Source organism: Brevundimonas sp. CURTG3B2_SDJG, from assembly GCF_057364705.1.
Genome location: NZ_JBNFOJ010000162.1, coordinates 1 through 6,936, shown reverse-complemented (window position 1 = coordinate 6,936; position 6,936 = coordinate 1). Strand labels below are relative to the sequence as shown.

The 6,936-nt window shown below is 69.4% G+C and carries 9 protein-coding genes and 1 pseudogene; 7 read left to right on the top strand and 3 right to left on the bottom strand.

What is annotated here, in order from left to right:
- Positions 1-1,197: anthranilate synthase component I family protein (locus AC2W7C_RS11620; protein ID WP_486001578.1), on the top strand; the 1,197-nt coding region annotated here is incomplete at its 5' end.
- Here AC2W7C_RS11620 and AC2W7C_RS11615 read toward each other — a convergent pair.
- Genes AC2W7C_RS11615 through AC2W7C_RS11605 form a run of 3 tightly spaced genes read right to left on the bottom strand, consistent with a single transcriptional unit; the run spans position 1,194 to position 2,726 of the window.
- Positions 1,194-1,733, bottom strand: a complete 540-nt coding sequence (locus tag AC2W7C_RS11615) for a TadE/TadG family type IV pilus assembly protein (RefSeq protein ID WP_486001577.1) — start codon at positions 1,731-1,733, stop codon at positions 1,194-1,196. The genes AC2W7C_RS11620 and AC2W7C_RS11615 overlap by 4 nt on opposite strands.
- A complete protein-coding gene (locus AC2W7C_RS11610) occupies positions 1,730-2,302 on the bottom strand; it encodes a TadE/TadG family type IV pilus assembly protein (protein ID WP_486001576.1) in 573 nt (190 codons plus the stop codon). The genes AC2W7C_RS11615 and AC2W7C_RS11610 overlap by 4 nt, the downstream gene beginning before the upstream one ends.
- A gap of 4 nt (positions 2,303-2,306) precedes the next feature.
- A complete protein-coding gene (locus tag AC2W7C_RS11605) occupies positions 2,307-2,726 on the bottom strand; it encodes a pilus assembly protein N-terminal domain-containing protein (RefSeq protein WP_486001575.1) in 420 nt (139 codons plus the stop codon).
- A gap of 301 nt (positions 2,727-3,027) precedes the next feature.
- On the opposite strand from AC2W7C_RS11605, the gene AC2W7C_RS11600 reads away from it, so the two are divergent.
- The 6 genes and pseudogenes from AC2W7C_RS11600 to AC2W7C_RS11575 all read left to right on the top strand — a co-directional run.
- Positions 3,028-3,207 (top strand): Flp family type IVb pilin, encoded by a 180-nt coding sequence (locus AC2W7C_RS11600; RefSeq protein ID WP_486001574.1) that lies wholly within the window; start codon positions 3,028-3,030, stop codon positions 3,205-3,207.
- A gap of 215 nt (positions 3,208-3,422) precedes the next feature.
- Positions 3,423-3,602, top strand: coding sequence for a Flp family type IVb pilin (locus AC2W7C_RS11595; RefSeq protein ID WP_486001573.1), 180 nt, complete (start codon positions 3,423-3,425; stop codon positions 3,600-3,602).
- 104 nt (positions 3,603-3,706) lie between these two features.
- The gene (locus AC2W7C_RS11590) at positions 3,707-4,117 is read left to right on the top strand and encodes an A24 family peptidase (protein WP_486001572.1); all 411 of its coding nucleotides are present in this window, start codon (positions 3,707-3,709) and stop codon (positions 4,115-4,117) included.
- A 224-nt stretch (positions 4,118-4,341) separates the two neighbouring features.
- Positions 4,342-4,545: pseudogene (locus tag AC2W7C_RS11585) on the top strand (SAF domain-containing protein); the annotation flags it as partial.
- 184 nt (positions 4,546-4,729) lie between these two features.
- Complete coding sequence (gene cpaB / locus AC2W7C_RS11580; protein WP_486001571.1) at positions 4,730-6,661, top strand: Flp pilus assembly protein CpaB; 1,932 nt, start codon at positions 4,730-4,732, stop codon at positions 6,659-6,661.
- A gap of 11 nt (positions 6,662-6,672) precedes the next feature.
- Positions 6,673-6,936: CpaD family pilus assembly lipoprotein (locus AC2W7C_RS11575; protein ID WP_486001570.1), on the top strand; the 264-nt coding region annotated here is incomplete at its 3' end.

The window sequence follows — 6,936 nt, the reverse complement described above, 5'->3', positions numbered from 1 at the left end:
ACGGCCCGCTGGCCCTGCTGTCCGACGGCGGCCCGCTGGGGCGCTGGTCCTTCGTCGCCGCCCAGCCGGACCGGGTCCGGACCGAGCCCGTGGAGCGGCCCCCTCGACGTGCTCCGCGACCCGGCCTTCGGCGCCGGCGTCATCGGTCTGCTGGCCTATGACGCCGGCGCCCGCCCCGCCACCGGGCCCCGGACGCAGGTCTGGCCCGATCTGATGCTGGCCCGCTATCCGGCCATGCTGGCCTTCGATCACCGGGCGCTTGAGGTCCATCTGCTGGGCGCTGATCCCCAGGCCCTGGCCCTGGCGGAGGACTGGCTGACCCAAGCTGTCGAAGTCTCCTTCCCGGCCCCGCCCGCCCTGGGCTTCGAAGCCGAGGCTCCCGGCGAGGCCTATAAGGCGGCCGTCGATGACGTCGTCCGCCGGATCGGCGCCGGCGAACTCTTCCAGGCCAACATCGCCCGCGCCTGGTCCGGCGAGCTGCGGCCCGGCGCCGATCCCTTCGACGTCCTGGCGCGCCTGGCCGGCCGCGCCTCGGCCTATGGCGCCTTCTGGCGCCTGGGCGACCACGCCTTGGTCTCCAACTCGCCCGAGCTCTTCCTGACCTACGACCCCGCCGACGGCCGCATCGGGACGCGCCCGATCAAGGGAACCCGCCCCCGCGATCCCGACCCGGCCCTCGACGCCGCCCTCGCCGACGCGCTCCGACGAAGCGCCAAGGACCGGGCCGAGAACCTCATGATCGTCGATCTGATGCGCAACGACCTGGCCAGGGCCGCCCGGCCCGGATCGGTGCGGGTCGATCGCCTGTTCGAGATCGAGAGCTTGGCGACGGTGCACCACCTGGTCTCGACGGTCTCGGCGACGGCCCGCGCCGGCGTCGGCCCCGCCGACCTCCTGGAGGCGGCCTTTCCGCCCGGCTCCATCACCGGGGCGCCCAAGTATCAGGCCATGAAGGTGATCGCGGCCCACGAGCCGCCTCGGGGCCCTTGGTGCGGCAGTCTGTTCCACATCGACAGTGAGGGCCGCCTGACGGCGTCGGTCCTTATCCGCACCGCCTCCTTCCTCTGCGAAGGCGGCGTCTGGCGTTGGCGGGCGCTGGCGGGCGCGGGCATCGTCGCCGACAGCGACCCCGCCGCGGAACTGGCCGAGACGGACGCCAAGATCCGGGCCCTGCGCGAAGCCCTGGCGGGCGCCTAGCAGTTCGAGCAGACCGTCTGGTCCGAGGTTCGCGGCCGCAGGTAGTAGGTGTGGCTGAACCTGGTGATCGAAGGCATCAGATAGTCCGCCGGCGAATCGTAGTCGTAGGTCGCCTCGGACACGATCACGCTCTGCCCGTCGATCAGCAGATCGGTCGGCAGGGTGATCGTCGCGCCCGCGGAATGGGCCGTCATCCCCACGCCGCTCGCGCGGCTCCAGGTGACCCGGGCCACGCCGGAAGTGCGGGTCACGTTGCTGACCCGCATCTTGAGCGGCGATGTCGAGAACGGCTTCATGATCAGCCCGCCGATGGCGAAGATGTCGTCCACGTTCGAGGTCGAGACGACCTCCTCCTGGGCCACCAGGTCTGCGACCATGGCCGCCACATGCCCCATCCGCTTCTGGGCCATGTAGCCCTGGCAGAACTCGGCCATGCCCATGTAGAAGGCGATCAGCAGCGGCGCCAGGAGGGCGAACTCCACGGCCGAGATGCCGCGCTCGTCACGAGCCAGGCGTCGGAACAGGGCGCGGCTCATGGCGTCGCCGGAGCAGCCGACGGGATGAAGGGCTCGTTCCGGAACGCAGTGGTCGCGGTCATCCGGATCGTCCCGTCCTTCAGCCGCGACAGGCCCTGGGACATGAAGGTCGTCAGCAGCGGCTGCTTGTACCAGACCCGCACCAGCATCAGGCTGCCCGGCTGGCCGTTCGAATAGGTCAGCCCCGTCTCGCTGAAGGTTCCGCCCGCCATCGGATCGGGCGGCGTCGTGTTGAACTGTGGGATTTCCCGCACATCGACCGTCGCCCGGCTGGGGCAGTCGGCCGCAAAGATGCTCATCCGCGCGCACAGGGCGTCCTTGAACTGGGAGGCGGTCATGCCCTGGGCGCTGGCCTGGCCGGTCCGCACCAGGCGGCCGGTCTCGATGGTGGCGTTTTCCAGGACGGAGTCGGTCACGAACACCAGGCCCAGCTCCAGGATGGCGAACATCATCAGGCAGAACGGCAGGGCCACCATGCCGAACTCGATCGCCGTCGACCCGTCGCGGGCGCGCAGCAGGCCCTTGCGAACGCCGCCGCCCGCGGTTCTGTCAGGGCGTCTGGGCGTCACGGGACTATTGAGCTGGGGGTTCGGCGGCGGCGCCCGCTCCGCTGCGCACCGACGGCGAACAAGAACTGGCGCAGGCCATCTCGGTCGCGGTCGCACCGCGCCACACCCTGACACGGCCTCCGCCGTCGCCGGCCGTCACGACCACCTGGCTCTGAAAGACCGGTCGGCCGATCGGATCCACCGCCACGACCTCGGTGACGCCATATCCCTTGCCGGTGATGTACAGGGTGTTGGAGTCCACCACGGTGACATCCGCGATCTGGGGGTTGCCCACGATCACCGACCCGGCGGGCCCGCGCAGCTGGACGCGCCGCGCCTGGTCGATCTCGACGTTCAGGCTTGAGGACTGCGCCGTAACGACGGTCGGCGCCGCCAGCAGGACGGCGGCGGCCAGAACGGCGGTGGAACGGATCAGGCGGGTCATGTCGGCGTCTTCCATGGAACGGGCGCGCGCGGGAGCGTGGCGCGACACTGCCGCCGCAATCCTCAAGAAAGTCTGAAATCCCGACATGCCAAGGCCATGACGAGCCTCGTAGTACTACTCAAAGCCAAGCCCTGAGGCCGATTTCCGGTATGAAATCGAAGTAAACCGCACAGTAACCAAAACCGGCGACCGGGTCTTAACCGATAGGGTCGATAACCATCCTGCGTTTTGGGGGTCAAGCGGGCTGCCGGCTCCCCCCGACTAAGTAGCTCGCTAACCTCATCCTCAAGGAACAAGATCCATGACCAAGTTCGTTTCGAAGTTCATGTCCGACGAGTCGGGCGCCACCGCCATCGAGTACGGCCTGATCGCCGCTCTCATCGCCGTCGTCATCATCTCGGCCGTGACCGCCCTGGGCACGACCATCAAGGCCCGCTTCAACGACGTCGTCGGCGCCATGGGCGGCACCAAGGGCGCCTAAGCCCTCCGACTAGGCTTGAAACCTGGGAAGGGCCGGAGCGGCGACGCTCCGGCCCTTTCTCGCGCCTAGGACGGGCGATGGGGTAAACGTCACAGTAATCACGTCTGTATGCTCAAGCTTAATCTCGCTGGCGCCAGGCTGCCTTCCGGTCTGCGGCCGCCGCCCCCCTGGTCAGGCTGCCGCGACAGTTGTCCTATCGGGGAAAGGGAATCCGGATGACCAAGTTCGTTTCGAAATTCATGTCCGACGAGTCGGGCGCCACCGCCATCGAGTACGGCCTGATCGCCGCTCTCATCGCCGTCGTCATCATCTCGGCCGTGACCGCCCTGGGCACGACCATCAAGGACCGCTTCAACGACGTTGTCGGCGCCATGGGCGGCACCAAGGGCGCCTAAGCCCTCCGACTAGGCTTGAAACCTGGGAAGGGCCGGAGCGGCGACGCTCCGGCCCTTTTCGTTAGGGAAACCCGGCCTTAACCGCGCCCGTGCGAGGCAGGCGCATGGACATTCTGACCCTCGCCTTGCTCGGCCTCATGCCGGCCCTGGTCATCGTCGGCGGGCTGAACGACCTGACGACCATGAAGATCCCGAATTGGATCTCGGGCGCCCTGGTCCTGGCCTTCCTGCCCGCCGCCCTCGCGGTCGGGCTCGCCCCCACGGACATGGCCGTCCATCTGGGCGTCGCCGTCGTCGCCCTGCTGGCCGGCGCCGGCATGTTCGCCCTGCGCTGGATCGGGGGCGGGGACGCCAAGCTGATGGCGGCCGCCTGCCTCTGGCTGGGCCTGGAGGGATCGGGCATGTTCCTTCTGTTCACGGGCGTGATGGGCGGCCTGTTCTGTCTGTTCCTGATTTTCGCGCGCGCCCATTCGCGTCCCTATCTGACGGCGCGCCCGGTTGGATCGTGCATCTGATGGAGCCCAAGGGCGACATTCCCTACGGCGTGGCGATCGCGCCGGCGCCCTGATGGCCTATCCGGCGTCTCCGCTGATGGCTCTCTTCGTCACCGGCTGACTTTTCGCGGGATCACGGCGGTCTCGCATTTAGGTCCGCGTTAACCCGCACCCGGCATGGTCGTTAACGGTAGGGGGCCGATGGACCGACGAGCGCGTCCGCGCGGCCTTGCCGGAGACCGCTGATGAAGCCCGCCCGTATCATCGTGATCTGCATCGCCGCCGTGGCCGCCATAGGCCTGGCGTTGGTCGTGCGCGCCATGGGCTCGACCTCGGGCGAACCCGCCGCGGTCGCGACCGCCGCCCCCGTCGAAACCCGGCCGATGGCCAGGGTCCTTGTCGCCGCTAAGGACCTGCAGCCCGGCCAGAGACTCACCGAATCCGATCTCGACTGGAAGGAATGGCCGGCCGATCAGGTCATCCCGGCCTTCATCACCGACGGATCGACGCCCATTCCCGCCACGCCGGCCGCCGAGGCGGAGAAGGCGAAGCCCGAAGGACGCGGTGGCCCAGGTCGACGCGCGCGGCGACCAACCTGGCCGGCGGCGGCGCCAAGGCCGACTACGTCGCTCCGTGGTTCGCGAGCCGATCTCGGCCGGCGAGCCCATCATCGCGCGCAAGATCGTTCGCGCCGGCGACAGCGGCTACATGGCCGCCTACCTGGAGCCGGGGATGCGCGCCATGGCCATCCGGGTGACCGTCGAGACCGCCGCCGGCGGCTTCATCCTGCCCGGCGACCGAGTGGACGTCGTGCTCACCCGCGAGACCAACCTGTCCAACATGGGGACCAGCCAGGGCGAGCGTTCCAAATTCACCTCCTCCACGGTGATGCAGAACATCAAGGTGCTGGCGATCGACCAGTCGACCCGCGCAGGCGACGACGAGCAGACCGTGATCGGCGCCACCGCGACCCTCGAAGTGGGTCCCAGGGACGCAGAGGCCCTGGCCCTGGCCAAGTCGGAGGGCGAATTGAGCCTGGTCCTGCGCTCCTACGCCGACACCGGCGGCCCGTCCGGAAGCGTGGCCACCGCCCGCCAGAGTTCGGCGGTCCGCGTCTATCGCGGCGCGCGCCCGAAGTGGTGGTGGTCCAATGAAACGCCTGATCGCCGCCGCCCTTGCGGGCCTGATCGTCATCGCCGTCGGCCCGATTCCAGCCGCCCAGGCCCAGACCCGCGCGGCGGTGTCGATGGGCGCCCAGTCGCAACTGATCAACCTGCCCCGCGGCTCGTCGATGGCCATGACCTGCCCGCGGACGCGCGCGACGTGATCGTGCCGAACCCGCTGGTCGCCGAGGCCATGCTGCACTCGCCGCGGCGGATCACCATCATCGGCCTGGCGCCCGGCGAGACCGACGCGGTCGTGCTGGACAATGCCGGGCGCACCATCCTGTCGCTGCGAGTGCGGGTCGACGCCGGCGTGTCGGCCCTGCAGGACACGCTCAGCCGAGTCATGCCCGGGACGAATGTCCGCGCCGAGGCGGTGAACGACAGCGTCATCCTGACGGGCACGGTGCTTAGCCCTGGGGAAGCCGACCGCGCCGCCCAGGTCGCCCGCGCCTTCGTCTCCGCGCCCGAAAAGGTCATCAACATGATGACCATCACCGGGTCGGATCAGATCATGGTCCGCGCCCGGATCGTCGAAGTCCAGCGCACCGCCATCAAGCAGCTGGGTCTGGACGCCACCGCGGTCCTGGCCAGCGTCGGCAACGGTCTGTCGCTGACCCAGGGCGCGACCTTCGCTGTCAACGGCAATCAGCTGGGCGGCGGCATCATCCGCTACACCGACTCGGCCGGAGACGGCTCGAACCTGAGCACGTCGCTGCGCGCCTTCGAGCGCGCCGGCCTGGTCCGCATCCTGGCGGAGCCAAACATCACCACCGCCAACGGCGAGAACGCCGAGTTCCTGGCGGGCGGCGAGTTCCCGGTCCCTGTGGGTCAGGAAACGACCGACAACAGCACCAAGGTCACCGTCGAGTTCAAGCCTTACGGCGTTCGCCTGGCGGTCCGCCCGATCGTCCTGGCCCCCGGCCGCATCTCGCTGCAGCTGTCGACCGAGGTCTCGGAGCTGACCCAGCTAGGCGCCTTCACCCTGGGCGGCGGCGCCGACCGCACCCTGGTCATCCCGGGCCTGAACGTTCGCCGCGCCTCCAACACCGTTGAGCTGCCGTCGGGCGGCTCGCTGATGATCGCGGGCCTGCTGCGGGAAGACACGCGCCAGAACATCGACGCCCTGCCCGGTCTGGGCGACCTGCCCGTCCTCGGCGCCCTGTTCCGGTCGCGCGACTACCTGTCCGGCGAAACGGAGCTGGTGATCATTGTCGAGGCCTACATCGTGTCGCCAACCAACGCCGGTTCGCTGCAGACGCCCGCCGACGGGCTGCAGATCGCCAATGACGCCCAGACGATCCTGTTCGGGCAGCTGAACCAGCATTTCGCGCCCCGCGGCGGCGGCGCGACCGCCTCGGCCGCCGGCTGGAGCGGCCCGGTGGGCTATGTGATCGAATGAGGACCGTTCCGATGCGCACCGTTCTCCTGGCCCTGTCGACCGGCGCGTTGCTTGCCGCTTGCGCTTCGACCGGCGCCGACCAGATGCGGCCGATCACGCCTCTGTCGCGTTATTCGCTGCGGGTGGAGCCGGGCCTGGACCGCATCGCGCTGGCCGTTCACGACGACGGCCTGTCGGCCAACCAGGTCGCCGCCCTCCGCGCGCTCGCCGGCCGCTACGCCCAGACCGGATCGGGGCCGGTCCGCGTGCAGGGGCCCGTCCGGGGACGACCCGGC